Consider the following 25443-nt stretch of genomic DNA (forward strand, 5'->3'; position numbering starts at 1 on the left):
TATAAAAGCGATGGTTAATCCAGATCTGCAAGAACCATCTTTAATTCCTCAAATTTAGACCTGAATCCTTACGTTTTATTATTGATCCTGAAGGTATTTTGCGTGAAACCTTTGTGAAGATTAATCCGGCGATTCATTCTAAAGAAGTGTTGGCTCGTTTGGGGGAATTACAGGCTAACGGGTAATACCATTTTAGATTTGAGATTCTAGATTTTAGATTTGAATAATGGGGAATGATGGATGAAGCTTGTTTTTGTAGTTAAGACTACATTCCTCTGAATTTTCAGAGGATTTTAGGCTTCACTGCAACCGTTATCAGGTTGATTTGACCTCACATCTTGCACCATTCTCAATAATCCTTTTTTGGATGGGATATCCCAGGGCGGTTTCATTCTCTTGTAGGGGCAATCCCTCGTGAAGATCCCCGATATTTGAAACATCGATTTCATCGTCCGTGGGGGGGCGGGCACTCTTGGCACCGCCCCTACAAAAGCCTGATTTTCGTGAGAATGAAACAGCCCTGTGGGATCTCCTGCCCAGCCTACAAGAAAATCTACTCTCTGTGGAACGGGCAAGATGCCCGTTCTGGACAATGGTTCAACATCTCAGTTTTACGGGAAATGATGGCTGGTAACGCGACAAGCAATATTAGAGTAAATTTAAAATCTTAAATCGCCTGTCATGCCATATTCAATGAGAATTAAACTTGGTATTGGCTACAACAGATGCGGAAGAAGATTCATTGTCTGATAGATTTCTCTTTCTGCTAGCCATGCGACGTTCCGGGTCAATTCCCTCGAAGGTTGGGGGCAACCAAACTCGGACTACCAACAACACTCCCAAAACCAGCAAAAATGCGCCTGTTGATAATATTTGAACCCAGGGAGTTTCCAGCACTCCCCGCACGATGACTTCTCGCAAAACAGATACTATACAGACTTCCACAGCCACACCTATCGAAACCCGCTGCTCTTGCAAGTAAATAATTAGCAGCCGAAATAATTCCACTAAAACTAATAAAAATAGAATGTCTGCCGTCACTTGCTGGAAATTCAAAGGAGGCAGCAGCGAGAAAAACATTTCTCGCAGTTCTAGCACCATGAAACCAAACAAACCAATACATAGGGAAATGACAATTAAGTCTTGGACTGTTTCCAGAGCGGTGACGATTAATTGCAGATTCAACCATTGAGGGGGGTGACTAGACGAGTTGTTTAAACGCTTTTCCATTGACACATCCTGCAACTTGTTTGACTTTCTTACAGCTTAATTGAACTTAGGTTAATCTTTGACAATTTACAGGTTTAATCTATTTATCAGTCTCATAAAATTTCGAGCGGTTGACAATTTCACACACACTTTTATTTGTCTCCCAGGTAGCTTGACATTTAGTGATACTTTATGCTATTTGAAGTCGGCAAGAAGTAGCTTTGATATCTAAAAAATAGAAGTCTGAATCCTAAAATGCTGCAACTGCTATAAAATAGGAAAATTGTAAAGAATTATTTACCACAGCTTGATACACTCAAGCTAGTGACTCTCGGCTTGAATCATAAAAAAGCCACCAAGTCAACCGAAAAACCCAAAGTAATCCAGAGAGGATTGAACACCATGGCATTTGAACTAGCACCATTACCCTTCGCCGCTGACGCCCTAGAACCAGCTCATATGTCGGCCAACACGTTTTCGTTCCACCACGACAAGCACCACGCTGCTTACGTCACCAATCTGAATAAACTGATTGAAGGGACTGAAATGGCGAGCAAATCCCTTGAAGAAATTGTCAAGGAATCTGCTAAAGACCCATCCAAAGCAGGCATTTTTAACAATGCAGGTCAAGTTTGGAACCACAACTTTTTCTGGAATTCGCTCAAACCGGGCGGCGGTGGCACTCCGACAGGAGCTTTAGCTGACAAAATCAACGCCGACTTCGGCAGCTTCGATAAATTCAAAGAAGAATTCAAGACTGCTGCGACAACTCAGTTCGGTAGTGGCTGGGCTTGGCTGGTTGTGGACAACGGCACTTTGAAAGTCACCAAAACTGCTAACGCTGACACCCCGCTTGCACACGGCCAAACTCCGTTGCTGACTTTGGATGTGTGGGAACACGCTTATTATTTGGATTTCCAAAACCGCCGTCCCGACTACATTACTAATTTCTTAGATAATTTGGCTAACTGGGAGTTTGCAGCAGCAAATTTGGCTGCGGCGGCTTAGTAGCATTTTAGTTTGAGGACTAAAGTCCTCACTACAAAACGATAAAGTTTGTAGTGAGGACTTTAGTCGTGATGAATGAGAATTATTTAACCAAAGTTGCGATTAGCAGACAAAAACAGCTTTCAACATTCCTTCGCCTCGGTCTGGTTGGAGTTCAAATCCTAGTTTTTTACAGAGGCTCTGCATCTTGTAGTTGCTATTGAGAATGTAGCCAACGATCGCCTCTAATTTCTCTTCCTGACCAATTTGCAGCATCCGCCTCAATAATTCTGTTCCCAAACCGCGCTGCTGATAGCTATCGCTAACGATGAGGGCAAATTCGGCTTGGTTTGTGCCGTGGAGTTTGCTCAGACGCGCTACTCCCAAAATCCGGTGTTCTGAGGTTTCCGGGTCTTGACGATCGGCTACTAACAGCATTTCCCGATCGTAGTCAATAAAACAAATCCGGGTCAAACGTTCGTGAGCGATGCGGTGCTTTAACTTTACCATGTGAGCGTAGCGCAAATACACGCTCTCTTCCGAAAGTTCTTCATGGAACAGCACCATCAGCGGCTCATCTTCTGGACGAATCGGACGGATGGTGATGGGACGATCGCCATTAGTTGACCATGTTTGAACGTATTGCGTAGGATAGGGGCGAATCGCGGGTGAAATGGGGTTTTCCGTTGTTTGCAGAACAACACGGGCATCAAGAGCGATCGCACCTTCAGGAGAAACCAACAGTGGATTAATATCAATCTCGGCAATTTGAGGTTGCTCTACAATTAGTTGACTGAAACGAACTAATAACTGTTCGAGTTGTACCAGGTCAATTGCCGATCGACCGCGCACTCCTTGCAAAGCTTTATAGATGCGCGTTTGCTCCATCATCCGCCGCGCTAGGGTGGTATTTAAAGGCGGAAGTGCCAGCGATCGATCTTGAAAGACTTCCACTAATTGTCCGCCGGAACCAAACAGCATCACCGGCCCAAATTGTGGGTCGATACTGCTACCCAAAATTATTTCATAGCCTTCCAAATTCACCATCGGCTGCACTGTAACGCCGAGAAACGCTGCAGGATCGATCGCCCGTACCCGCTGGGCGATCGCCTCAAAGGCACTAATTACAGCCTTAGCATCGCCTAAATTTAGTTGAACGCCCCCCACATCGGTTTTGTGAGTAATCGTCTCAGAATGCAGTTTTAGCACCACTGGATAACCGAGGCTCTCGGCAATTTCCACAGCTTCGGCCGCACTCGCTGCAATTTCTGTCGCTACGGTGGGAATGCCGTAAGCTGCCAGCAACTGTTTTGATTCGTACTCGGTTAATAGAGTGCGATTGTTTTGGCGGGCGGCAGTCAAAATCTTCGCAGCAGTCGCACACCCGGAAGTCTCGATTTCGCAATCAGCGGGGAGAGAAGGCGTTTCGTAGATAGCGCGCAGGTTGTATGTGTACCGCCACATATAGTTGAATAACCTGACGGCGGTATCGGGATAGGGGAAAGTCGGAATATTTGCCTGATTGAGAATTTGCGTTCCCGCTGACACTTCCACACCGCCCATCCAGCTTGCTAATAAGGGCTTTCCGAGTTTGCTGTAAGACTTGAGTTTTTCTGCGGTTTGGGTGGGATTTGTCATCGCTTGTGGCGTCAGGATGACCAGCAATCCGTCACTATTGGGATCGGGAGCCACAACTTCTAGAGTTTTGGCGTAAAGATCGCTACTAGCATCGCCCAAAATATCGATCGGGTTGTGATGACTCCACTGAGGGGGCAAAAACTCATCAAGCTGCTGCAGCGTCTCCGGTGACAGATTTGCCAGCGCACCGCCGTCGCTAATTAAGGCATCAGTGGCGATCGCCCCTGGGCCTCCTGCATTGGTGACGATCGATAGGCGGTTGCCCTGCGGTCGCGGTTGCTTGGCCAGAATTTCTGCCATATCGAACAAATCGGAAATCGTATGTACCCGCAACGCGCCACAGCGACGGAAAGCAGCGTTAAGCACGTCATCGCTGCCGGTCAAAGCTCCCGTATGGGAAGCGGCGGCTTGGGCGGCGGCAGCGGTACGTCCTACCTTGAGAATGATGATCGGTTTGTCGATCGCCACTGGGCGGGCGGCGGACAGAAACGAACGAGCATCACCCATAGATTCCATGTACAAAACGATACTGTGAGTATGGGGATCGTCCCCGAAATACTCGATCAGATCGCCCCAACCGACATCGAGCATAGAGCCGATCGACACAAAAGCGCTAAAACCGACATTTTCCCCCAAACTCCAGTCGAGAATCGAAGTACAGAGGGCGCCGCTTTGACTGATGAAGGCGACATTGCCCGGACGGGCGATCGTACCTGCAAAAGTAGCATTGAGCCCAAGCACAGGATTCATCACACCGAGGCAATTTGGGCCGATAATCCGCATTCCGCCCAGACGCGCCTCGGCCATAACTTGCTGTTCTAAAGCCTCCCCAGCCGCGCCAATTTCTTTAAAGCCAGCAGAAACAATAATTGCTCCTTTCACCCCAGCAGCGATACATTCGCGGATCACTTGCGGCACCCCAGCAGCAGGCGTAGCAATCACCGCCAGATCCACTACTTCCGGGACGCTAGCAATGTCAGGATAAGACTTGAGCCCCAACACGCTGTGGCGCTGGGGATTCACCGGAAAAACTGTTCCGCCAAACGGATTCCGAATCAAGTTCCACAGGAGAGTTCGTCCGACGCTTCCTTCTCTCTCTGTTGCGCCGATTACAGCCACGGAGCGAGGCCTAAAAATCCGATCGAGCGGATGACGCTGTTCTTTCCAAATATCGTGAGCCGGATCGCTCGCAGTGCTTTGATTTCTTGAATTTATCTGCATAATACCCTACTTCAATTAATCAGCAATTAATATTGCTCTGCTTTCGATAACAATTAACGCATCCAATCTCAACTATTTTTCTGCTTTTTTTCTGCTTTTCCTTCATCTTCTTGTGGTGCTCGCACTTCCAGAAAAAAAAATCATTGCGCGTTTCCGACCCACCCGCCCTTAAACAACATTTCCATTGTCAAAGTGTTAGTTCGGGAACTCCTTTGGTCAGAGCTTCCTCAACAATTCACGAGGATGTTCGGCCTACTATTATCTTAATTCTTCCCACGGAATTAGCAAGTCAATTTTTGTAACAAATAGCGAACAGGGTATTTAAAATATTGAAGTTAAATATATACTACATCTAGTGGTCGAGGCAGAAAAGATCGATCGCTAACAAAAAAGTGAGGGGAAAGCAAGCTATGTTTGCAGAATGGCACGGCTTTACTGAAGGCAACTGGACAAACGAAGTCAACGTCAGAGACTTCATTCAAAAAAATTACACCCCCTATGAAGGGAATGCAGAATTTCTCACAGCACCAACCGAAAAAACCCAGCAGCTTTGGCACCAAGTTCTGGAATTAATGAAGCAAGAGCGCGAAAAAGGTGTATTGGATGTTGATACAAAAGTTCCCACATCGATCACGGCTCATGCAGCAGGATACATCGATCGCGACTTAGAAAAAATAGTAGGTTTGCAAACTGATCGACCTTTGAAACGCGCGATTATGCCCTTGGGGGGAATTCGCGTGGTCAAGACCGGTTTAGAAGCTTACGGCTATCAGCTCGATCGGCAAACAGAAGAAATATTTACGAAATATCGCAAAACTCATAACGATGGTGTATTCGATGTCTATACGCGCTCGATGCGTCTGGCGAGACGTTCTGGTATCATCACAGGTTTGCCAGATGCCTATGGACGCGGCCGGATTATCGGTGACTATCGGCGCGTTGCTTTGTACGGTGTCGATCGCCTAATTGATGATAAAAAAACACAGCAAGAATCACTCGAACTAGACGCGATGGACGAGGGAACAATTCGTTTGCGCGAAGAGTTATCCGAGCAAATTCGGGCATTGTTTGAGTTAAAAGAAATGGCTGCTAGCTACGGCTTTGATATTGGCCGTCCGGCGGCAAATGCACGAGAAGCTGTCCAGTGGCTGTATTTTGGCTACTTGGGAGCAGTGAAAGAACAAAACGGGGCAGCGATGTCTCTCGGCCGCGTATCGACGTTCTTAGACATTTATTTCGAGCGCGATTTGCAAAGTGGCGCGAGTTCCGAAGTGGAATTGCAAGAACTGATCGACCATTTTGTCATGAAACTCCGCATGGTGCGGTTTTTGCGGACTCCCGACTATAACGCTCTGTTTTCAGGCGACCCAACTTGGGTAACAGAGGCGATCGGCGGTATCAGCGATGACGGTAGAACATTGGTAACTCGTAACAGTTTCCGATTCTTGCACACCCTCTCAAACCTCGGTACTGCACCAGAACCAAATCTCACCGTTTTGTGGTCGGAAAACTTGCCGGACAACTTCAAACAATTCTGTGCGAAGGTCTCCAGCGACACAAGTTCGATTCAGTACGAAAACGACGATTTGATGCGTCCTCAATACGGCGATGATTACGCGATCGCCTGTTGTGTTTCCGCCATGCGAATTGGCAAGCAAATGCAGTTTTTCGGCGCGCGAGTTAACTTAGCTAAGACTTTGCTCTATGCGATTAACGGCGGTAAAGATGAGAAGTCCGGCGACCAAATCGCGCCGCAGTTCCCACCGATTACTACCGAATATCTCGATTATGACGAGGTAAGAGCGCGGTTCCACGACATGATGGCGTGGTTGGCAAAAACGTATATCAATACGCTGAATGTCATTCACTATATGCACGACAAATACTGCTACGAACGGCTGGAAATGGCATTGCACGATCGCGATGTTTACCGGACAATGGCCTGCGGAATTGCGGGACTGTCCGTGGTGGCAGATTCCCTGTCGGCGATTAAAAACGCTAAAGTTAAGGTGATTCGCAACGAGCAAGGTTTGGCAGTGGATTACTCGATCGAAGGAGAATATCCCAAATACGGCAATAATGACGATCGCGTAGACAGTCTAGCCATCGAACTTGTGCAAAGTTTCATGAACGAAATTCGCCAGCATAAAACCTACCGTAGCGCTGTAGCCACTCAATCGGTACTCACAATTACCTCTAACGTAGTGTACGGCAAAAAAACTGGTAGCACTCCCGACGGACGTAAAGCAGGTGAACCCTTTGCTCCCGGTGCTAACCCGATGCACGGCCGAGATTCCTGTGGGGCGATCGCATCCTTATCTTCTGTAGCAAAACTGCCTTACAGTGATTGTCAAGATGGCATATCGAATACTTTTTCGATTGTACCGCAGGCCTTGGGCAGAATGGAGAGCGATCGGACTAACAACCTAGTTAGTCTTATAGACGGTTACTTCCACGATGGCGGCCATCACATCAATGTTAACGCCCTCGATCGGCAAACATTACTAGATGCGATGGAACATCCAGAAAACTATCCCCAGCTAACAATTCGCGTCTCCGGTTATGCGGTTAATTTCATCAAACTTACCCGCGAACAGCAATTAGATGTGATTAAACGGACTTTCCACGAACGGGTATAGCTTCGACTTCGCTCAGCTACCAACCTAAACGGTATCTGAGCAAAGCCCAAACTCAAACTTCGACTTCGCTCCGTTAACGATTTAACCGCTGGCTGAGCGGAATCGAAGCCCAAACTAAAACTTTAACTTGACGGCTGACTGAGCGGAGTTGAAGCCAAGCACAATTCAAAACCAAATCAATGTCTGGAATTGGTCGCATTCATTCAATCGAAACATTTGGTACCGTAGACGGCCCCGGAATCCGGTTTATCGTCTTCACCCAAGGCTGTCCGTTACGCTGTCTTTACTGTCACAATCCCGACTGTCGCAATTCCCACGATGGTAAAGAAGTAACCGTCGATTATTTAATTGATCAAATTACAAAATGTAAATCCTACCTGCGGAAAGGAGGCGTTACAGTCAGCGGCGGCGAACCGTTGATGCAGCCGGATTTTGTCAGAGAAATCTTTAGCCGCTGTCATCAAATGGGTTTGCATACAGCCCTAGACACATCAGGCTTCTGTGTTTTAGAAGTTGCTAAACCGGTTCTGGAAATGACCGATCTGGTTTTATTGGACATCAAATCCTACATTCCCGAGCTGTATTACAAAGTCACCAATGTGTCGATCGAGCCTACTTTAGCAATGGCCAAATATCTCAGCGAAATTGGCAAACCGACGTGGATTCGCTTCGTTCTAGTTCCTCACCTCACCGATCACATCGAAAACGTAGAAAAATTAGCGGAGTTTATTGCCAATCTGAACAATGTGGAAAAAGTAGAAGTATTACCATTTCATAAAATGGGAGAATACAAATGGGAACAATTAAAACTGGATTACGAACTCAAGGATACACCTCCCGCTTCACCGGAACTCGTGCAACAAACTGTTGATATTTTTCGCAATCGCGGGGTGAATGCGATCGGAGCTAGCGGTATATAATAATTAAAATACCGCGTTCACAAAGAAACCAACAATCTTGAAATTATCTGCGTCGATCTGCAGGTTCCCTACCAATCAAAGATTGAGGCAATAATTTTCCCGAAATAAACATCAGGATAAACAACATGAAAGTTACCAATTTAGATGAATTAGAAGTCCTAATTCAAAAAGTGAAAGCAGCCCAAGCTGAATTTGCCACCTACACTCAAGAACAAGTCGATCGCATATTCAAGCAAGTAGCTTTAGCTGCTAATGCCGCCCGCATTCCCTTAGCCAAGGCAGCAGTCAAAGAATCGGGAATGGGAGTGATCGAAGATAAGGCAATCAAAAATCATTTTGCCTCGGAAATGATTTACAACAAATACAAAAATGACAAGACTTGCGGTATCATCGAGTCCGATCGGCATTTTGGCTACGAACGCATTGCCGAACCCGTGGGAGTGCTGGCGGGAATCGTTCCTGTAACTAACCCGACTTCCACCACAATCTTTAAGTCTTTAATCGTGCTCAAGACTAGAAATGGCATTATATTTTCGCCCCATCCCCGTGCAAAATCCTGCACGGCTGCGGCGGCAAAAATCATCCTCGATGCTGCTGTAGCTGCAGGAGCACCACCGGATATTATTGGGTGGATTGACGAGCCAACTGTGCCACTTTCCCAAGCTTTGATGCAGCACCACGATATCAAACTAATTTTGGCAACTGGCGGGCCGGGAATGGTAAAAGCTGCCTACTCTTCAGGGCATCCGTCCCTCGGTGTCGGCGCAGGAAATACTCCCGCCATCATCGATGAAACCGCCCACATCCAAATGGCTGTCAGCTCAATTTTGCTCAGCAAAACTTTCGACAACGGCACGATTTGTGCTTCGGAACAATCGGTAGTTGTTGTGGATGAGGTGTACGACGCAGTGCAACTGGAATTTATCAAGCGCGGTGCTTATTTCCTCAATGCTGAAGAACGGGAAAAAGTGCGTCAGGTAATCTTAATTGATGGTCGATTGAATGCCGAAATAGTCGGACAATCGGTGCAAAAGGTGGCGCAGATTGCGGGTTTTGTAGTGCCGTCAAACATCAGGGTTTTGATTGGAGAAGTGGATGTGGTAGGTAAAGAAGAACCCTTTGCTTGTGAAAAACTTTCGCCGATTCTCGCAATGTACCGCGCCAAGGATTTTACTGAAGCAGTAGACAAAGCTGAAGCGCTGATAATTTTTGGCGGACACGGCCATACTTCTGTACTCTACACCGCCCCCCACAATCAGAAGCACATTCGTTATTTTGAAAGCAAACTAGAGACTTCGCGGGTACTGATTAATACGCCTTCTTCTCAAGGTGCGATCGGCGATTTGTACAATTTCCGCCTCGATCCCTCCCTTACCCTCGGTTGCGGTAGCTGGGGCGATAATTCCATTTCTGTCAACGTGACACCCCATCACCTGCTCAATATCAAAACCGTAGCAGAAAGGCGCGAGAATATGCTCTGGTTCCGCATTCCTCCCAAAATTTATTTTAAGTCGGGTTGTCTTCCTGTAGCTTTGAGGGATCTTGCAGGTAAGAAACGTGCTTTGATCGTGACGGATAAACCTTTGTTTGAATTGGGATTGACTAAGGAAGTCACAGAGAGTTTGGAAGAAATCGGCATCGAGCACTACACATTTTACGATGTGGAACCCGATCCTTCGCTGGCTACTGTTCGCAAAGGTTTAGAAATCTGCAATAGTTTCCATCCAGATGCGATTATTGCCTTTGGTGGTGGCTCGCCGATGGATGCTGCTAAAGTAATGTGGCTGATGTATGAGCATCCAGAAATTGAGTTTGAAGGATTGGCGATGCGGTTTATGGATATTCGCAAGCGGGTATACGAACTGCCGCCTTTGGGATCAAAGGCAATTATGGTGGCAATTCCAACTACTTCGGGAACGGGTTCGGAAGTCACGCCTTTTGCGGTTGTTACGGATGAACGATCGGGGATTAAGTATCCGCTTGCAGATTATGCTCTGACTCCGAATATGGCGATCGTCGATCCAGAACTTACGCTGAATATGCCCCGGAAACTGACTGCTTACGGCGGCATTGATGCGCTAACCCACGCTTTAGAAGCTTATGTTTCTGTGTTGGCTTCTGAGTATACAAATGGTTTGGCTTTAGAAGCGATTCGTTTGCTGTTTAAATACCTGCCCAGCGCTTACAAAAATGGTGCTAACGATCCGAAAGCGCGGGAGAAAGTACATTATGCTGCTACGATGGCCGGGATGGCATTTGCCAACTCTTTTCTGGGGGTTTGTCACTCAGTGGCTCACCAATTAGGTGCAACTTGCCATGTCCCTCACGGTTTAGCGAATGCGCTGATGATTTCCCATGTAATTCGCTACAATGCAACGGATGTTCCGTTCAAACAAGCGATTTTTTCTCAAAACAAGTATCCTAACAGCAAGTGGCGTTATGCTCGAATTGCGGACTATCTGAATTTGGGCGGCGATACCGAAGATGAGAAAGTTGAGAAGTTGATCGAAGCGGTGGAAAATCTCAAGCGTGAGGTAGATATTCCTAGCACGATTCAGGAGGCGATCGCCAGTCAGGGAATGAGCGATGATTTCTTTTTTGCTCGCGTTGAGGAAATGGCCGATCACGCTTTTGACGATCAGTGTACCGGAGCGAACCCCCGCTATCCGCTGATTGAAGATTTAAAGCAACTTCTGGTGCAAGCGTACTCTCACGGCGGCGACACTTCTGAGGTCGATCGAGTGTTAACTGTAGTGTAATCGGCGCGGTGCCATAGATTTCTCCAGAAAAGCCTGTCAATGGGGGCAGGATGTCTAACCCCTACTCCCCACAGGAGTTTCTGGAGAAATCTAACGCAGGGCCCGGTGGTGAAAATAAACCCCGAAGCGGATCAAAATACCAAGTAAGGGTTAAAAAAATCTGAAATTGTGTTAAAATTTTAGAGGTAACTATTTTACGAATTTTGTAGTTTTAGTGGCTGTTCGCGCGATGACCTCTTCACCAACCATAGCACCCGTTCGATCGAGTCAAGTTACCCGCAAACCTTATCCAAACTATCGGGTAATAGTCCTCAACGACGATTTCAACACATTTCAGCACGTTGTGGAATGTTTGACAAAATACATTCCAGGGATGACGAGCGATCAAGCTTGGAAACTCGCCAACCAAATCCACCACGAAGGCCAGGCCACCGTTTGGGTTGGCCCGCAAGAGCAAGCAGAACTTTATCATATGCAATTGAGCCGTGCAGGACTGACAATGGCTCCGCTAGAGTCTACTTAAAAAGTGTCTAGAGGGCCGAAAGTTCGATTAATTTTCGGTAATTCATCTGAAATTGAACGGAAATTGGGATTTAAGAGGCGATCGTAATTTTGCCAATCATCCCCGCTTCCGTATGTCCGGCTACCGTACAGCGCAGGTTGTAGGTTCCCGATTTCACGGGCACAAACACCCATTCTGCCATAGCGCCCGGTTTAAGTTCCAATTCGTGAATCGCTCCTTTAATTTCCACCTTACCCGCTTCAACTTTTTGAGTCCAACTCGCATCAGCAAAGTTTTTAGCAGTAAAATAATGTTTCTGCCAACTGGGATTTCTCAGCACTAATTTATAGCGCTTGCCCGATTCAAATTCTAGCAAATTAGGAAAGAATTTGAGTTCCCCAGCTTCGTTACCCAAACTAACAGTAATTTCGGTGACAGGTTGGCGAGACAAATCACCGGCAGCACTAGCAATTGCCGTCGGCATCAAAATTGTACTCAAACATAAAATTAGTCCCAAAATAACTTTGAAAGTTTTTTGTAACCGCTGGCTGCGGTAGAATTTGCCTAATTGCCAACCGAGTAAATTGATCATGGCTGTTATGACTATTGTTAACTATTAACTGACTAAGGACTAATAAGGACTGACTACTGACTAATGATTTAATTCGATCGCCAAACTTCATCCCAAGGTCCGCCCCCAACTTCCAAACCCGATAAAGAACTTTGAGCCTCTAAGATAATTCTAGAACGCTGCTTGCCATTTTTTTCCACATTTCCTCCCAACAACTCTCGCAGTTGCAAGCGCAATTCGCCGTGCGTCGTATCCCGGCAGCAAAAAGCCATACCTTTTTCTGTAGGAGTTCGCACATAAGTACCAGGACTGGTTGTAGTGCCAATTAACTCAACTTCAAACTGACTGTTTCTAGCCTGCATTTTCCAGCTTCCCCAAGGTTCAATATTCCAACTAACTTCCGAATTCCAAGGCACAAATTCGTAAAACTTGCCTCGGTAATGTAGACAAATCAGGGCTACCGATTCCATCCACCACAGCACGCCCCGCTTACCGCCACCAGCGGTTAAAGCTAAATCCTTTTCGCCTTGAAAACAATTGCAATTAATCCAAAACCACTTTTGCGGAAAAGCACCGCCCCAGTTTTTTTCGCTGTAAGCGGGAGCATCTTTAAATTCGTAGCGTTCGCCATTCCAATCAATCCAGCCCGTGGCTAAACCGTGAGCCATTAAAATTTGCCATCCCGGCTCAAATACGGGGAGAAAAGATAGCATTCCCGCCGTAGATTTCTGGAGTTCCTGAGAGTTGCCCCAGCCATAAATAGGTTGGATTTCATACTGCCAAAAACAGTGGCTGCCGCTTCCCGGATCGTGCAGATAACCTTGATTCAAACTAGCAGTAGCTTGATAGCCTTCTTCGACGCGGCTGTCGAATACTTGGGGCTCTAAATATTGGGGTTTAATTTGTAAATCTGTTTTGCCCCAATGTCCGAAACCTAAGCTTTCTCGATCCGCCCAAAACTTATTTACATAGGGAAAAGTGCGACACAAATAGCTATCTTTCGGGCCGAGAATCTGAGCTGCACCGCCACTGTAAGGTTGACCGCCTCTGGGGTCTTCGATGGAATACATGAATGCAAAGGATTGTCCGTGAATCGGTAATGTTATTCGATAGTACCAGCCTTCAAAAAAGCGGCGGGAACTGCCGTCCCAGTGGTAGCCACTGTGGGGAGTTTCAATAGTTTTGAGTTTTGAGAGTGAATTTGACATAGAATTACCAATAGCATGACAGGGAATTCACGGATAACTGTTTCTTCCTTCTTCCTTCTTCCTTCTTCCTTCCTTTATGTCTTTAGCACTTTGGCGATCGCCCTTAGCTCGTGCCCTCCACCGCAACCGCAGTCTTGCTTTTGCCCGTTACTTGCAACTTGCAACTGTTCGCGCCACCGGGCGTCCGGCCAACCGCACTGTGGTGTTTCGAGGCTTTTTAGCAGATACTAATCAGTTGAAATTTATTACAGATATTCGCAGCCAAAAAGCCGAGGAAATTAACCTCTATCCTTGGGGGGAAATTTGCTGGTATTTCCCGAAAACTCGCGAACAATTTCGGATTGCTGGAAAGCTAGTTTTGGTAGGGGCAGACTATCCACAGGCAGAGTTGTTCTCCTCGCGGTGCACAACTTGGCAGGAGCTTTCTGAGGCGGCTAGATCGCAGTTTGCTTGGCCGCATCCGGGGGATGACAAAGCCGAGGCTAGTGCTTTTGATTCTGCTTCCCCAAATGCGATCGAGCCGCTGCCTAATTTTTGCTTGCTGTTGTTGGAACCGGAAACGGTGGATTTGTTGGAGTTGCGGGGGGAACCGCAAAACCGATCGCTTTATCGGCGCGACGGGGAGGGAAATTGGTCTGTGCGATTTGTTAATCCTTAAAAAAGAAGTCATTAGTCATTAGTTATTGGTTATTAGTTATTAGTTATTAGTTATTGGTTATTAGTTATTAGTTATTAGTTCCAATGACCAATGCCTAATGCCCAATAGCCAATGCCCAATGCCCAATTCAAATTTTAGATGCCGGTGCCGTCAAAAAACTCTTGAATTGCTTTATCTTTTAACTGACAAGTGGTGGCAACAGCTAATTGGGTTTTTTCAGCTACAGCTACATTGCTGGTTTGATTTAAAGTTGGGAATCCTGAAGGCGAATTGGGAACAGAATTTAAGGAGACAGATGCTTGAGGAAGCAAACTTTTTACTTGCTGTTCGAGGGATTCGATACGATCGAGCAAAGAGCGAATTACCACAGCTTCCGAATCCGGCAAACTGCCGTGTTCTAGGGGATTGACACGCACTCCCGATCGATAGACGATGCGGCCGGGAATCCCTACCACTGTGCAGTCAGATGGTACGTCGCGGAGCACGACGGAACCGGCGCCGATGCGGACGTTATTGCCAATTTGCAGATTGCCGAGTACCTTGGCGCCGGCACCGACAACTACGTTTTCGCCGACGGTAGGGTGACGCTTGCCGCTTTGTTTGCCCGTACCGCCAAGGGTGACACCTTGGTAAATGAGGGCAAAATCCCCGATAATCGCTGTTTCGCCGATCACAACCCCCATACCGTGGTCGATGAATACGCTTTTGCCGATGGTTGCCCCTGGGTGGATTTCTATTCCGGTCAAAAAACGAGCAATGTGGGAAATCAAGCGGGGGATGAAGGGAAGCCCCAACACATAAAGCCAGTGTGCGAGGCGGTGCAGCACTAGGGCCTGAAGACCGGGGTAGCAAAACAAAACTTCCAGCCAGTTGCGAGCGGCAGGGTCGCGATCGAAAATTATACTGAAGTCAGCTCTAAGAGTCTTTAGCACTTTCGGAGTTACCTATTTTGGTTAAACACGCCACTTTCGATTTTACATTTTACTGGATGGCGGAAGTGAGCGGTCGATCGGGAGATTGGGTAGTGGGAGATTAAGAGAGTGGGAGATTGGGGGAGTGGGGGAGAGTGGGAGAGTGGGGTTCCTGGAATGGGGCATGGGCAATTGGCATGGGGCATGGGCAATTGCTAATTCTGACTACTGACTACTGACTACTGACTACTGACTATTCCTGTACTGAGATTGTATAGTTAGACTTGACTCCGGGTTCGACAGTACCTACCCAAATCCTGTAAGAGCCTGCTTGCCAGTCTGAATCAAGTATGCCAGCATCTTTATTCTGACCTATATCGTCTCCGCAGCGCACCGCATTACCGGGGCCTTGTACGAGTAAGGTCGTGTCCTTGCCTCCGCTGTGGACTTGGAGTGTGAGTTTTGAAAAGTTTTCCTGCAAGACTATGATGTGGTCGGGAGTTGGGGTGGCAAAACCCAAACATTTGTTTTTGTGGCGATCGGCGTTGGCTATGACAGATAGAGAGTACGATCCGCCTGTAGAACCTCTCAAAACTGCTGTTGGGGCTGCAAAACCTCGCGATAAAGTTAAAGTGCCGAAATTGGCTGTTTCTGCTAAAACTGGTAGGGCGGCGATCGCGGCGATCGCAGCCAAGAGCGCACCGTTTTTGAAACTGGCTCGCTGATTAAACAACATGGTAATACTCCTCGGTCACAACTTAAAATCACAACTCAGAATTTACCCATCGCAGCCCCTCGAATACAAACTATGGAGGAAGAATAATTTTTAAATTAGTTCAAAACCTCCTGGCTTCTCTTCCTTATGTCTATCAGGACAATCCCTGTACGATCGCGCTCGGTTGTGCCAGTCGGATTTCTGCCACAGGCGATCGACTCATATCCGAAATTGTACGGTGTCAAGATGATAAATTTGATACTCCTAGCCTTCCTGTTGGCGATCGGTTCCCTATTAACACAGGCCTTGGTATTGTTACCTATAGGTCTATCTGGCTGGCTCCACCTCCCTAATTGGCTGAGCCTGACCTTGATTTTTCTGTCGATTTCTTGGTGCTTGGGGGATTAGTGAGCAGTCATGAGTTAATTAGTGATTAGTCAAAAGTTAACGCTCAATCATTCCGCTTCCCCCAAGGCGCAAGGCGCGATCGTCCCCGGTTTGATGATGTATACTTCAAAATTGACAATTCAAGAATCTAAAATCTAGGATTTGACATCTACCTATAGAATGATGCAACGACAAGTTTATTCGATCTCAGCATTTCACTCTTCTGACAAAACCCTGGCGGAAACTCCTAAGAAACAGGAGCGTCCGATACACCGGGCGATCGTGTTAATGCTGGTGGCGACCGGTTTGCTGGGCCTGCACGCTAGTCGGCTGGTGGAATTGCAACTGATACAAGGGAAGCAAAACCGGGAAAGAGCCGAAAACAATCGCGTTCGCCTAGTTCCCATGCCGGCTAATCGCGGACATATTATCGATCGCAAAGGGAACTTGCTAGCAGCAAACAATTTAGCTCGCTCCGTATATTTGTGGCCGAAAGAACAAACGCCGGAACAGTGGAAAGCGACAGCAGAAAAGTTGAGTCCGTTGGTTAAAATCCCGGCCAAAGAAATTTTAAAAAAATTAAAAGAGGTCGATCCTCAATCCTACAGACCGGTGCGGCTTAAGCAAGCAATGCCGCCAGAGGTGTTTGTGCCACTAGCAGAAGAGGTGGGACAAATGCGAGGAGTGGAAGTGCGGCCAGAAGCGAATCGCTACTATCCCGAAGGCAGTTTGGCCGCTCACGTGATCGGATATATTGGCGAAGCTACCGCAGCAGACTTAGAAGATCATCCCGAATATCCGATGGGGATGATTGTCGGTCAAATGGGCATAGAAGCGAGCTCTAACCAGAAGATTGCCGGAGTTTGGGGCGATCGGCTGATCGAGGTAAATGCCCAAAATCAAGAATTGCGACTGATGGGAGATACACCGCCCAAACCCGGTGAGGCGGTGCAGCTAACCATAGACTTGTCCATGCAAAAAGCAGCCGAAAAAGCCTTGGGGCAGCGCCGGGGAGCAGTAGTGGCACTGGATGTCAAAACCGGGGCGGTATTAGTTATGGCCAGCCACCCGACTTTTGATCCCAATCTGTTTACGCGAAAAATCACTAAGGATGAGTGGGAAACTCTTCAAGATCCGCAAAATCCATTTTTGAATCGGGCCATGCAAGGCTATCCCCCCGGCAGCACGTTTAAAATTGTGACTTCCGTCGCGGGCCTGGAGTCGGGCAAATTTTCGCCGGACTCAATTCTCGGTACTTCTTCTTACATTACTGTGGGGGGAATTGATTTTAACGAACACAGCGGCGGTTACGGCGACATCGGCTTTCGGGATGCTTTGGCTTTCAGCAGCAATACATTTTTTTATCAAGTGGGGATTAGTACGGGGCCGGAGCAAATTTCTAAGTGGGGACACCGCCTGGGAATTGGCAAGGATACGAATTTGAATCTTTTGGGGCTAGGTGGCGGCGATTACGGTCAAATCCCGACGCCGGAGGAGAAGGAGAAACTTTATAAAGAACCTTGGTATGCGGGTGATACGGTAACGATGTCGATCGGGCAAGGGTTGGTGTTGATGACTCCTTTGGAGGGGGCGGTAATGGTGAGTTCGATCGCGAATGGGGGCTATCGGGTGAAGCCTCATCTGTTGACTTCTATGACCGGCACAGCGGAGACTAAACGGGTACATACGGGGATGAAACCTTCAACCATTCAGGTGGTGAAGGAAGGACTGATCGCGGTAGTTGCCCAGGGTACGGGACAGGGGATGAATGACGGTACGATTCCACTGACGGCGGGCAAAACAGGGACTTCGGAGGTCATCGGACAGGAGGATCACTCTTTGTATGTCGCCTTCGGGCCCGCTGACAAGCCGGAAATTGCGATCGCCGTGATTGTGGAAAATGGCGGTTATGGTTCTGTTGCCGCGGCCCCGATCGCCAAAGAGGTATTTCAAGCTTATTTTGGGCCACCTAAAAACGTGAAGCAGCCAGTAGTTATTAGTCCTTAGTTATTGGGAATTGGGCATTGGGAATTGGGCATTGGGCATTGGGCATTGGGAATTGGGCATTGGGAATTGGGCATTGGGCATAGTTTCTTGTTTTTCCTTCTTCCTTCTTCCTTGTTCCTTCTTCCTTCTTCCTTCTATCCTTTACATCCGTTACATCCGTTACAGAATCCGTTGCCGAACTTCCTTGTTCCTTCTTCCTTCTTCCTTCTATCCTTTACATCCGTTACATCCGTTACATCCGTTACAGAATCCGTTGCCGAACTTCCTTCTGACTAATTCAGCCGCATAAATATAGTAGCTTTGCGAATTCCTGTTATTTCTCCCGTACTGGTGACAGTAAGCGATCGCAAGTGATCGAACAATGGTCTTGCCGAAAGTTCAATTAACCTCAACAGCGGGATTTGTTTTTCCCAAATTGCCCTGCTGGAGGGCCAGTCTAAATAAAAATAGCCGTCGTTAGATGGCGGAAGCGGTTCAATGCTGGTTTGAAAATCTTGATTGGCAACTAAAGAGCCTGTGTCTGCTGCTTCTAGTGCTGCGTCCATTGCTTCTACTGAAGTGGTAAAAATTTCGTATTTGCCGACGGTGGCTCGGACTCCTTTTGCCTCGGTTTCGATCGCACTTTTTCTATTATTTTCTCTTCCATAATTTGCGTTCGTTGTCAACTGCGTCCAAGCGGTAATTTTCTGGTTTCTAAGAGTGAAGCTGCCGATGCTGTATTCTTTGCTGCGGGCAATTTCATCGAGTTTGTCGATCGCCTTTTGGGAATCAGCAGAGTTTTCGGCGGCAAAAATCCAGTCTGCACCATTTGACGAATTCGGAAGCACTGCTAAAGCGTATTCTCCTTGTACCCAGTCAAATATATCCTGCTGCAGGTTGACGCCCCAAACTTGCTGAATATCTGCCAGGGTGCGATCGACTAAATTTGACACTTCTGCATTAGTGGACACCGCCGATGACAAATCAGCCCAAAAATTCCTTAAATCGGTGCTGGCGACCGCGAAAGGACTGGCTGAGGGAATGTATTGCAAGGCTTGCACCGGTTCGGAGAGTGTTGGAGAAGCTGTGTTTTCTCGCGATGTCACTAAAGCAGTTTGAGCCAGCAATCCCCGTCGGTTGACTCCGACAGCAACTGCGAGAGAATTAAGAGAAACTGGGGGATTTTGCTCGGTTGCTGACTGCGGGAGATTGACAAATGCTAAAGCGATTCTACCTTGATTTAGCTGCTGCAAAGCTTTTTGATATTCCGGGGTATTGTTGAGATTTAGGTTGGCTGATTCAACGTTATTAATTGCCTCTCGAATCACAATCGGGCTATTGGAAAATAAAACAAAATTTTGGTTCTCCCCAAAATTAAAATTACCGCCGATGGCTGCTGTTGCGAAGCTGGATGGCAACTTTGAATTCGGCAGAGAAAACTGGTTAAAAGGCAAAAGCGAAGTAGATTTTTTCTTGGCTATTGGTGGTTGTTTATAATTAATTTTCACCCCTTTATATAGTTCCGAATGAACTGTTTTATCGGCACGAGATTGTTGGCGCCAGTAGGAGTCGAGAAATTGTTGGCTGCGATCGACCTTTTGGGAGGAAACGGCCAGCAAAAACCCGGCTTGTTGGCCGTTGCTGCTGTCGCCATCGAAATCAGGGGTTGTGACGGCGAGGGTTATTTCGTCACCTATCCAAGGTTGGATATCTCTACTGTAATCGAGGCCTGTATTGCCGAGGAGACTTTTTTTGATTTGCTCAAATTCTGCGTGCGATCGACTTCTTTCTTCGGGAGTGGCAAAAACTTGTCGCAATGCTTCGAGGCGATCGGGATTTACCAGCATTGATGCTAACAAAGGTGCTTGTTTCGAGACAAACACAGCCGCAGCCGGAGTAGTTGTCGGCCCGCCAGCGAGCAAATTCAGGGGAGTTTGAGTTGTCAGCCAGTAAAAACCCCCCGCACTCAAGCCTAAGAGTGTCAAGACGCCAGCAATGAGGAAAGAAAAGAACGATCGCAGCTTCATACAACAAGGACTAATGACCACAGTCTATTATTAACTAGAGTAGCGCATGACCGTAGCTGTCTGCAGATACTTTTTGTTCAGTTCGCAAAACAAAAATATCAACTAAAATATACTCAAGCTTTAAAACCCAAGTAAAATGCTAACAATATCAACCCCCCCCGAACAGCGAGTTTTACTGCCAAATATCAGTTGGCAGTTATATGAAAGCCTGCTAGGGGAACTGGGAAACAAACGTTCCACCCGAATTGCTTATCATCAAGGTCAATTAGAAATTATGGTGCCGCTACCGGAACATGAAAATCGCAACAGGCTAATCGATCGCTTAATTGTAACTCTCATAGAAGAACTTAATCTAGAGTACAACCCCTTTGGCTCTATGACTATTAAAAAACGCAAAAAAGCAGCGGGGAAAGAACCAGATTCCTGCTATTATATCCAGAATGAAGCAGTGGTCAGAGGGAGAACAGAATTAGACTTTGCTCAAGATCCGCCGCCAGATTTAGCACTGGAAATTGATATTACCAGCAGTTCCTTAAATCAATTCGATTTATATGCAGATTTAGGCGTACCCGAAATTTGGCGGTACGACGGACGAAGCATCAAGTTTTATCAATTGCAAAATGGCGAATATGCCGAGTGCAATTTTTCCCGGGCTTTCCCGATGCTACCGACTGCAAAAGTTGACGAATTTATCGATCGCACTCAAACTACAGGCGCAACCACAGCAGTGCGAGAATTCCGGGAATGGGTAAAAAATCAGTAATTGTGTACTCTACCACGGCACTCCTCGCGCATCGGAAAAATCGGCATCTAGAACCGCCCCCGGATCGAATACAGCATCAGTTAAATCAGCTTTTCTAAACGACGTTATCGACAATTTTTCTATTTGTTCAACAGCGATAAAAAATCCGATCGCAGTTAAGCCCAGAATTACCCCAGAAACCAAAAATAAGACAATTCCCCTGATAGTATCTCCGCCTAAAAATGTCACAATACCGCTAGCCCCGATCGCAGCCGCAGCCCCAGCCACAGCCCCCGCCACAATCCCAGCCTCGCACCGAGTCACAGCAATCGCCGTAGCCGCCGTTCCAGCCACCGCCACAGCCCCCGCATCTGCCCCGGCAATCAGTCCAGTCAAAGCCCCAGCCGTCGTCACTGTCACCGCCGTTACCCCAGCCCTAGCAATCAAATTTCTCACTCGCCTGCGGCTTTGTCCGGTTCTGACACCCTGAAAATTTGCCCCCCTCAAAATCGCCCCGGTGAAATTGCAGCCTCGGATGTCGGAACCGCTGAAATTCGCCCCTGACAAGTCAAGCCCTTTAAAAGAACGGTTCCGCAAGTTTTGGTTAGCAAAATTGAGATTTCGAGGTTGAGTCATTCGATTTTAGATTTTAGATTTTAGATTTTAGATTTTAGGTTAGCAACCCAAAGACCTAGGATTATAGATTTTAGATTATAGATTTTAGATTAACCAAGCACAGGGCATTTAGAATAAAGCCTGTGGTTTATAACGAGTTTCCATGTCTCCCATCTCCGAATCCCCATTTTCCCCCGAACAAATTGCCGGTGAAAGACTCACACCGGAAGAATATGAAGAAATCGTTCAGCGTCTAGGCCGCCATCCCAATAAAGCTGAATTGGGAATGTTCGGCGTTATGTGGAGCGAACACTGCTGTTACAAAAATTCGCGGCCACTATTAAAACAGTTTCCCACAGAGGGCGATCGAATTCTAGTCGGGCCCGGAGAAAATGCCGGCGTCGTAGACTTGGGAGAAGGCTTGCAACTCGCCTTCAAAATTGAATCCCACAACCACCCGTCTGCAGTCGAACCTTTCCAAGGTGCGGCAACCGGTGTCGGCGGGATTCTCCGCGATATCTTCACAATGGGTGCACGCCCGATCGCACTTTTAAATTCCCTGCGTTTCGGCAACTTAGACGATGCCAAAACTCAGAGGTTATTCAAAGGAGTAGTATCGGGAATTTCCCATTATGGCAACTGCATCGGCGTGCCCACAGTTGGCGGCGAAGTTTACTTCGATCCTGCTTATTCTGGCAACCCATTAGTTAACGTCATGGCCTTGGGTTTAATGGAAACTCAAGAAATAGTCAAATCCGGCGCTTCTGGCATCGGAAATCCCGTGCTTTACGTCGGTTCCACTACGGGGCGAGATGGCATGGGAGGAGCAAGTTTTGCCAGTGCAGAATTGACCGATAAATCAATGGACGATCGCCCAGCCGTTCAAGTAGGAGATCCATTTTTAGAAAAATCCTTAATTGAAGCTTGTTTAGAAGCATTCAAAACCGGTGCAGTCGTCGCCGCCCAAGACATGGGTGCAGCCGGAATCACCTGTTCCACATCAGAAATGGCAGCCAAAGGCGGCGTCGGCATTGAATTCGATTTAGACAAAGTTCCCGTTCGAGAAAGCGGCATGATTCCCTACGAATACCTGCTTTCGGAATCCCAAGAACGGATGTTGTTTGTTGCCCAAAAAGGACGCGAACAGGAATTAATCGATATTTTCCACAGATGGGGATTGCACGCGGTAGTAGCGGGTACAGTCATCGAAGAGCCGATCGTCCGAATTCTCTTTAAAGGCGAAATCGCGGCGGAAATTACCGCCACTGCTTTGGCAGATAACACGCCAATTTATCACCGAGAATTGTTGACAGAACCGCCCGAATATGCTAAAAAAGCATGGGAATGGACGGCGGATTCGCTGCCACAATCCACAGTTACAGGTATCGAAATTAACGGCAATTTCCAAACTTGGAATCAGATTTTGCTGACGCTTTTAGATACTCCCACCATCGCTTCTAAACGCTGGGTTTATCGCCAATACGACCATCAAGTGCAAAACAATACTGTTGTTTTACCGGGAGGCGCTGATGCTGCGGTTGTCAGATTGCGTCCGCTAGAACCCTGCCACTCTTCCCTTGCTAACGGGTTAGAAGTACACCCCCTTGCTAAGGGGGATCTACTGAGAGAAAATGCTGTTTCTCTAGCTTCCGAAAGCAAACAGGAAGAAGAGGTAATTCCTCTATTTACAAAGGCACAAGGTAGGGAAACTCCCAAACTTTCTCCCCCCCTTAGCAAGGAGGAAGCGCCGCAGGGGGCTATTCCCGGAGTTGCTGCAACGGTTGATTGCAATTCTCGTTATGTTTATCTCGATCCTTATGAAGGTGCAAAAGCAGTCGTAGCGGAAGCAGCGAGAAACTTAAGCTGTGTAGGTGCTGAACCTCTCGCAGTTACTGATAATTTGAATTTTGGCAGTCCTGAAAAGCCGATCGGATATTGGCAGTTAGCGTCAGCTTGTCGCGGAATTGCTGATGCTTGTCGGGAGTTGGGAACGCCTGTTACTGGCGGCAATGTTTCTCTTTACAATGAAACTGTTGATGCTGAGGGAAATCCTCAACCAATTTATCCGACTCCGGTAATCGGAATGGTGGGGTTAATTCCCGATTTGACCAAGATTTCTGGCCAAGCTTGGCTAAAGAAAGGTGATTTAATTTATGTGCTGGGAATTGGTGAATCATCCCAAAACTCAGAACTTCCATCTGACAGCTCAAAAATCGAAACTTCTCCTACTTTGGGAGGTTCGGAATATTTAGCGGCAATTCACGGGATTGTAGCTGGGAAACCGCCAAGGATTGATTTTGAGTTAGAAAGAAAAGTGCAATCGGTTTGTCGCGATGGAATTCGGCAAGGTTGGGTATGTTCTGCCCATGATTGTGCGGAAGGTGGAATTGCGATCGCCCTCGCGGAATCTTGTATTTCTGCTAAAATGGGTGCAGAAATTCATCTCAGTTGCAATTCGGCAAATGTCAGCCGCTGGGATGAAATTTTGTTTGGTGAAATGGGCAACTGCATTGTAGTTTCAGTCGCACCGAAAAATCAAGAAGTTTGGGAGTCTTACCTGCAAGAACATTTGACAAAAATGTGGCAGAAAATTGGTTTAGTTTGCTGTGCTGAATCACCTTTGCGGGTTGTGAGTGCTGACAATCAAGTGTTAATTGAGGTGGCGATGGGTGAGATGGGTGATCGATTCTATAATGCGATCGAGCGTCGGATTGCATCTGTTTGACAACGTGAAGTTTCGATCCCCCTAAATCCCCCTTAAAAAGGGGAGTAGGGGCTGACTTTGAATACTCTTGTCCCCCCCTTCTTAAGGGGGGCTAGGGGGGATCTCCGGGTTTAAAACACGCCCAATAACCCCGACTTCTTACAAAATTCACGATTCTTGCAAAAACCTATTACATAAATCGGGGTTCTTAGACACTATATAATATGAACAGTATCATTCATAAAATAAATGATTTGCTGTATCAATCCCGACTGTCAAAAACCTGAAAACCAGGACGGACAAACATATTGCATCAGTTGTGGCCTTGAACTCGTACCAATTCTGCGAAGCCGTTTCCGCATGATCAAATTTCTTGGTCAAGGCGGCTTCGGCAGAACCTATTTAGCAGAAGATATTGATAAACTAAATCTACCCTGTGTCGTTAAACAATTAGCACCAAATGTCCAGGGAACTTGGGCGATTAACAAAGCGGTAGAATTATTTCAGCAAGAAGCCAAACAACTACAACAGCTAGGACAACATCCCCAAATTCCATCACTAGATGCCTATTTTGAACAAGACAACTATCTGTATCTCGTACAACAGTTTGTCGATGGTGATAATTTATTAAAGCTTTTCCAAAATCGGGGAATTTGGCAAGAAAGCCAAGTTAAGCAACTATTACTCGAACTTCTACCTGTTCTCAAGTTTATTCACGAACAAAAAATTATTCACCGAGATATCAAGCCTGAGAATATTATGCGCCGTCGCAGCGACGGTTTGTTAATGTTGATTGATTTCGGAGTTTCCAAACAGTTGTCGGGAACAGTGATGTCGAGACTGGGAACGAAAATTGGTTCGGATGGTTATGCACCCATTGAACAAATGAAAGGGGGTGAAGCTTATGCAGCAAGCGATTTGTTTAGCTTGGGGGCGACTGCTTTTCATCTACTGACAGGGCTATATCCGTAAGGATTCAGGTCAGAGGGTATTGACAAGTGTGACATTCTGGGCGGAATATTACAATTATGGAAAAAAACCTGC

Annotated in this window: 19 protein-coding genes and 2 pseudogenes; 13 read left to right on the plus strand and 8 right to left on the minus strand. The window is 46.9% G+C overall.

Going from position 1 to position 25443, the window contains the following annotated elements; all coding sequences use genetic code 11:
* Positions 1-74: 74 nt before the first annotated feature.
* Positions 75-185: pseudogene (locus tag QUA34_RS27055) on the plus strand (peroxiredoxin); the annotation flags it as partial.
* A 505-nt stretch (positions 186-690) separates the two neighbouring features.
* Here QUA34_RS27055 and QUA34_RS27060 read toward each other — a convergent pair.
* Positions 691-1230: a phosphate-starvation-inducible PsiE family protein gene (locus QUA34_RS27060; RefSeq protein ID WP_333390217.1), complete on the minus strand. Its 540-nt coding sequence runs from the start codon at positions 1228-1230 to the stop codon at positions 691-693.
* A 381-nt stretch (positions 1231-1611) separates the two neighbouring features.
* Here QUA34_RS27060 and QUA34_RS27065 point away from each other — a divergent pair, with 381 nt between their 5' ends.
* Positions 1612-2217 carry a superoxide dismutase gene (locus tag QUA34_RS27065; protein ID WP_333080613.1) on the plus strand — a complete coding sequence of 202 codons (606 nt, stop codon included), beginning with the start codon at positions 1612-1614 and terminating at the stop codon, positions 2215-2217.
* A 102-nt stretch (positions 2218-2319) separates the two neighbouring features.
* On the opposite strand, the gene QUA34_RS27070 is transcribed toward QUA34_RS27065, so the two are convergent.
* Positions 2320-5055 carry a bifunctional acetate--CoA ligase family protein/GNAT family N-acetyltransferase gene (locus QUA34_RS27070; protein ID WP_333390219.1) on the minus strand — a complete coding sequence of 912 codons (2736 nt, stop codon included), beginning with the start codon at positions 5053-5055 and terminating at the stop codon, positions 2320-2322.
* 410 nt (positions 5056-5465) lie between these two features.
* On the opposite strand from QUA34_RS27070, the gene pflB reads away from it, so the two are divergent.
* The 4 genes from pflB to clpS all read left to right on the plus strand — a co-directional run bounded on the left by pflB (position 5466) and on the right by clpS (position 11896).
* Positions 5466-7694, plus strand: a complete 2229-nt coding sequence (gene pflB / locus QUA34_RS27075; protein WP_333390221.1) for a formate C-acetyltransferase — start codon at positions 5466-5468, stop codon at positions 7692-7694.
* Positions 7695-7873: 179 nt separating this feature from the next.
* Positions 7874-8614, plus strand: a complete 741-nt coding sequence (gene pflA, locus QUA34_RS27080; protein ID WP_333390222.1) for a pyruvate formate-lyase-activating protein — start codon at positions 7874-7876, stop codon at positions 8612-8614.
* Positions 8615-8739: 125 nt separating this feature from the next.
* On the plus strand, positions 8740-11373 hold the full coding sequence (adhE, locus tag QUA34_RS27085; RefSeq protein WP_333390224.1) for a bifunctional acetaldehyde-CoA/alcohol dehydrogenase: 2634 nt from the start codon (positions 8740-8742) through the stop codon (positions 11371-11373).
* A gap of 229 nt (positions 11374-11602) precedes the next feature.
* Positions 11603-11896 (plus strand): ATP-dependent Clp protease adapter ClpS, encoded by a 294-nt coding sequence (gene clpS, locus QUA34_RS27090; RefSeq protein ID WP_006633998.1) that lies wholly within the window; start codon positions 11603-11605, stop codon positions 11894-11896.
* 70 nt (positions 11897-11966) lie between these two features.
* Here clpS and QUA34_RS27095 read toward each other — a convergent pair whose 3' ends face one another.
* Positions 11967-12467, minus strand: a complete 501-nt coding sequence (locus QUA34_RS27095; RefSeq protein WP_333390226.1) for a plastocyanin/azurin family copper-binding protein — start codon at positions 12465-12467, stop codon at positions 11967-11969.
* 68 nt (positions 12468-12535) lie between these two features.
* Entirely contained in the window at positions 12536-13654 is a 1119-nt protein-coding gene (locus tag QUA34_RS27100) for a tocopherol cyclase family protein (protein WP_333390228.1), read from the minus strand.
* Between the two features lie 76 nt (positions 13655-13730).
* Between QUA34_RS27100 and QUA34_RS27105 the strand changes: the two genes are divergently transcribed.
* Complete coding sequence (locus QUA34_RS27105; RefSeq protein WP_333390230.1) at positions 13731-14312, plus strand: Npun_F5749 family FMN-dependent PPOX-type flavoprotein; 582 nt, start codon at positions 13731-13733, stop codon at positions 14310-14312.
* 134 nt (positions 14313-14446) lie between these two features.
* On the opposite strand, the gene cysE is transcribed toward QUA34_RS27105, so the two are convergent.
* Both cysE and QUA34_RS27115 read right to left on the minus strand, forming a co-directional pair.
* Positions 14447-15244 (minus strand): serine O-acetyltransferase, encoded by a 798-nt coding sequence (gene cysE / locus QUA34_RS27110; RefSeq protein WP_242719981.1) that lies wholly within the window; start codon positions 15242-15244, stop codon positions 14447-14449.
* Between the two features lie 232 nt (positions 15245-15476).
* Positions 15477-15959 carry a hypothetical protein gene (locus QUA34_RS27115; RefSeq protein WP_333390232.1) on the minus strand — a complete coding sequence of 161 codons (483 nt, stop codon included), beginning with the start codon at positions 15957-15959 and terminating at the stop codon, positions 15477-15479.
* A gap of 126 nt (positions 15960-16085) precedes the next feature.
* Here QUA34_RS27115 and QUA34_RS27120 point away from each other — a divergent pair, with 126 nt between their 5' ends.
* Together QUA34_RS27120 and mrdA are read left to right on the plus strand one after the other, a co-directional pair.
* A complete protein-coding gene (locus QUA34_RS27120; RefSeq protein WP_333390233.1) occupies positions 16086-16346 on the plus strand; it encodes a hypothetical protein in 261 nt (86 codons plus the stop codon).
* Positions 16347-16505: 159 nt separating this feature from the next.
* Positions 16506-18332, plus strand: a complete 1827-nt coding sequence (gene mrdA / locus QUA34_RS27125) for a penicillin-binding protein 2 (protein WP_333324583.1) — start codon at positions 16506-16508, stop codon at positions 18330-18332.
* 272 nt (positions 18333-18604) lie between these two features.
* On the opposite strand, the gene QUA34_RS27130 is transcribed toward mrdA, so the two are convergent.
* Positions 18605-20359, minus strand: coding sequence for a DUF3352 domain-containing protein (locus QUA34_RS27130; protein WP_333390235.1), 1755 nt, complete (start codon positions 20357-20359; stop codon positions 18605-18607).
* A gap of 115 nt (positions 20360-20474) precedes the next feature.
* On the opposite strand from QUA34_RS27130, the gene QUA34_RS27135 reads away from it, so the two are divergent.
* Complete coding sequence (locus QUA34_RS27135) at positions 20475-21101, plus strand: Uma2 family endonuclease (protein WP_333390237.1); 627 nt, start codon at positions 20475-20477, stop codon at positions 21099-21101.
* 9 nt (positions 21102-21110) lie between these two features.
* On the opposite strand, the gene QUA34_RS27140 is transcribed toward QUA34_RS27135, so the two are convergent.
* Entirely contained in the window at positions 21111-21716 is a 606-nt protein-coding gene (locus tag QUA34_RS27140) for a pentapeptide repeat-containing protein (RefSeq protein ID WP_333324589.1), read from the minus strand.
* 142 nt (positions 21717-21858) lie between these two features.
* On the opposite strand from QUA34_RS27140, the gene purL reads away from it, so the two are divergent.
* From purL to QUA34_RS27155, 3 genes and pseudogenes are all read left to right on the plus strand, one after another.
* The gene (gene purL / locus QUA34_RS27145) at positions 21859-24420 is read left to right on the plus strand and encodes a phosphoribosylformylglycinamidine synthase subunit PurL (protein ID WP_333390239.1); all 2562 of its coding nucleotides are present in this window, start codon (positions 21859-21861) and stop codon (positions 24418-24420) included.
* A gap of 228 nt (positions 24421-24648) precedes the next feature.
* Positions 24649-24720 (plus strand): annotated as a pseudogene (locus QUA34_RS27150) (4-Cys prefix domain-containing protein); the annotation flags it as partial.
* Between the two features lie 39 nt (positions 24721-24759).
* Complete coding sequence (locus QUA34_RS27155; protein WP_333390241.1) at positions 24760-25371, plus strand: serine/threonine-protein kinase; 612 nt, start codon at positions 24760-24762, stop codon at positions 25369-25371.
* Positions 25372-25443 lie beyond the last annotated feature (72 nt).

Source organism: Microcoleus sp. POL10_C6 (assembly GCF_036701585.1).
Taxonomy (GTDB): Bacteria; Cyanobacteriota; Cyanobacteriia; order Cyanobacteriales; family Microcoleaceae; genus Microcoleus.